The organism is Paenibacillus sp. P4_A7, from assembly GCF_056402455.1.
The window spans coordinates 1-3,255 of record NZ_JBFUHJ010000559.1 but is presented as its reverse complement, the minus strand read 5'-3'; the positions used below and the strand labels follow the sequence as shown (position 1 = coordinate 3,255).

Below are 3,255 nucleotides of genomic sequence, written 5' to 3'. Positions count from 1 at the left end.
CTGCTAGCCAAGCTCACGTTCCATTATTTCCTCAAGCCCCGTCATCAACGGGTGTCTAAGCTCGCTGTTTCGAAGTGCAAAGTCAATTGTCGTCATAATAAATCCAAGCTTTTCACCTACGTCATAACGAATGCCTTGGAAGTCGAAAGCATACACGCCTTTATCCATATTCAGCTTTTGAATCGCATCGGTAAGTTGAATTTCTCCACCCGCTCCGAGCTCATGCCTTCCCAAATATTCAAAAATATCAGGAGTCAGCACATACCGGCCCATTATGGCCAGATTAGATGGTGCTTGTCCTTGCGGCGGCTTCTCCACAAATCGATTTACCTCATAAAGATTGTCTACTCTTTGGCCAGGATCAACGATTCCATAGCGGTGTGTTTGATCCACGCCAACCATCTGAACTCCGATTACGGAGCGTCCTGTACGCTCATACTGTTCAATCAACTGCCTTGTGCATGGCACTTCGGCTTCCACGATATCATCACCAAGCAGCACGGCGAATGGCTCATCACCAATGAAATTGCGCGCGCACCAAACGGCATGGCCAAGTCCCTTCGGTTCTTTCTGCCTTATGTAATGAAGATTCACATTCGAGGATTTTCTAACCTTTTCCAAAATGTCAAACTTCCCTTTTTGCTCCAACGTATGCTCGAGCTCAAATGCAATATCGAAGTGGTCTTCGATTGCTCGCTTCCCTTTGCCCGTCACAACGATGATATCCTCCACACCTGATTCAATCGCTTCCTCCACGATGTACTGAATGGTCGGCTTATCTACGATAGGAAGCATTTCTTTCGGCATTGCTTTCGTTGCTGGTAAAAAACGAGTACCGAGTCCTGCGGCGGGGATAATAGCTTTGGTTACTTTTTTCAATTGATATCACCCTATCCTATTATTTTTGTGTTTCTTTACAGCCATTTATTGAGAGAAATGACGCTATGCGTCGTCTCGTTCCCCATAATAATAAGAATAAATATCGGAGTCGTTTTGGTTGATCTTATTTAGAACGACGCCGATTAACTTGGCCTTCACATGCTCGATTGAAGCCTTCGCTTTGAGTACAACATCCTTTTTCACTTTTCCTGAGTCGACGACAAGCACAACGCCATCGCTTTGCGTAGCTACGATTTGAGCATCCGTAACAGACATAATAGGCGGGGTGTCGATAATAATAACGTCATATAGTTCCCTCGCTCTGCTCAGCATCACAGCCATCTGGTCAGACGACAGCAGCTCTGATGGATTAGGCGGTGTTGGTCCGGCATTTATCAGGGACAGGTTTTCCGTAGTGGTATGCTGGATGACGTCCCCGAGCTCCTTTTGATTAAATAATGCTGTCGTAAGTCCGTTTCGATTCGTTTTCCCGAATATATAGTGCTGGGAAGGCTTTCGCAGATCCGCATCGATTAGAAGAACTTTTTTGTTCGCTTGGGCGAAAGCGACAGCCATATTGGCGCATGTCGTACTCTTGCCTTCACTCGGCTTAGAAGAAGTGACCATAATGATTTGCAGCTTATAGTTAATGGTGGAGAACTCGATGTTAGTCCTAAGCATCCGATACCCTTCGGAAATCGGTGACTTTGGATTAATTGCTGTAATGAGGTTCCATTTAGGAATCAATTGAGACATTGCTTTCCCTCCCAACCTTTGTCGTTAACGGTTCCTTACTATTTCGTACAATCGAATCATTTTCATCAAACTTCGGAATCGACGACAATACAGGTACTTGAAGAAGCCCTATGATGTCTTCCTCTGTCTTGACCGTGTCATCCAAATAATCAAGCAAGAAGGAAATTCCAATGCCTAGCATCAATGCCAGTACAAAAGCTACTGCAATATTCATCTTCGGGTTCGGAGCTACCGGACCATGATTCTCTTTCGGGTCCGCTTGGTCTAAGACCGAAACATTATCAACCTTCATCAGCTCCGGTACAGACTTTTGAAAAACGATGGCAACAGCATTGGCGATATTCGCCGCCTTTTCATACGAGTCATCTCGAACGGTAATCGACATGACCTGTGTCTCGTTTACCGAGCTGACGCTTACCTTGCCAATGAGCTCGCCAAACGTCACGCCAAGGTCTGGATACTCTTGCACCACTTTTTTCATCATGCGCGGCGTTTTAAGAATTTCTTTATAGGTTTTGATAAGCCCAATCGTGGAGTTGATGGAGCCTACATCAATACTAGGAATCAGAGAGCTGCTTTCCTTGTATTGGTTGATGATTAGTTTGGCAGAAGCCTCATATTGCGGCTTGATGAAATAATAGGAGTAAATGCCAATACTCAAGCAGCTTATCGCGATAATCAGTACGATCATTAACAGCCTTCTTTTGACGATGGTTCCATATTGTTTTAATTCCAAATCGTTTCCTCCGTTATTAAATCCGTCATCTCCCAAACTGGTTCAGGAATTAGTTATTCTTTATGAGTTGAATATAAATTTAGTTATTCAAAACGCGAACTTTTGGGCATGGTTTTTTGAGACTTCTAACTAATAACCGGGATTACTAGTCCAAGTTATATAGTCGATGCCCCCCGGTACTCATAAAATCATCAACCGTTCCGCCATTTATAATATGATCCATCATGTCCTCCGTACCAGCCTCAAGACCAAGCTTCTTAAGCAGCATGGATACTAACGCAGCCATATCAACAGATTCATTCGATGGTTGATAGCCGGTGTACATAAGAAGCTCTGGTAAGGATCTCGATTTCTTAATCCCCTCTTGATTAATGAGGTTAGGATCCTCGGATAGCATTTTCAAAAAACGCTTCAGCCTCACTTGCTTCTGCTCTTGACTCGAAACATTCATTTTGTAATCCTCCACTTATCAGGGTCTTTGATTACTCTAGACTGCTACAAACGAAAGGATATTACAACCTATATGAGGAGGTTCTAATATTAGCAAAATATAATTTGATTTTTTCTACAATCTGCTTTGAGTCTAATTATGACATATAAGCTCACATTTCTTGAGGGAATAAAGACATGGTGTCGATTAGACAATCTTACTCATTTTCAAAATGAATGTTATAAGTAAAGACTCCTAATGTATCGGGATAATCGGATATCAATTCGTTATAATAGATGGAATTTATTATTTAATTATTGCATTGAAAGCGTTTTATAATACTATTCACCTATTACGCCTTTAGACTCATTTATTCGCATACAAACAATGACTTTAACCCTTGTAAAATAAAGGATTGAGCATATTTATAACATTAGTTTTTATAACATTAGTT

4 protein-coding genes are annotated in these 3,255 nt (G+C 42.0%); all 4 read right to left on the bottom strand.

Annotation, left to right across the window (positions count from 1 at the left end; all coding sequences use genetic code 11):
- Positions 1–3 precede the first annotated feature (3 nt).
- Positions 4–879 carry a UTP--glucose-1-phosphate uridylyltransferase GalU gene (gene galU / locus AC1DWN_RS30940; RefSeq protein WP_477562698.1) on the bottom strand — a complete coding sequence of 292 codons (876 nt, stop codon included), beginning with the start codon at positions 877–879 and terminating at the stop codon, positions 4–6.
- Between the two features lie 63 nt (positions 880–942).
- Positions 943–1,635 (bottom strand): CpsD/CapB family tyrosine-protein kinase, encoded by a 693-nt coding sequence (locus tag AC1DWN_RS30935; protein ID WP_477562697.1) that lies wholly within the window; start codon positions 1,633–1,635, stop codon positions 943–945.
- Positions 1,616–2,371, bottom strand: a complete 756-nt coding sequence (locus AC1DWN_RS30930) for a YveK family protein (protein ID WP_477562696.1) — start codon at positions 2,369–2,371, stop codon at positions 1,616–1,618. The genes AC1DWN_RS30935 and AC1DWN_RS30930 overlap by 20 nt, the downstream gene beginning before the upstream one ends.
- A 145-nt stretch (positions 2,372–2,516) precedes the next feature.
- Entirely contained in the window at positions 2,517–2,822 is a 306-nt protein-coding gene (locus AC1DWN_RS30925; RefSeq protein ID WP_477562695.1) for a hypothetical protein, read from the bottom strand.
- Positions 2,823–3,255 lie beyond the last annotated feature (433 nt).

Bases quoted from the DNA above. Each gene is read 5' to 3' on its own strand.
- AC1DWN_RS30925 (WP_477562695.1), bottom strand. From the start codon at position 2,822: ATGAATGTTTCGAGTCAAGAGCAGAAGCAAGTGAGGCTGAAGCGTTTT.
- AC1DWN_RS30935 (WP_477562697.1), bottom strand. From the start codon at position 1,635: ATGTCTCAATTGATTCCTAAATGGAACCTCATTACAGCAATTAATCCA.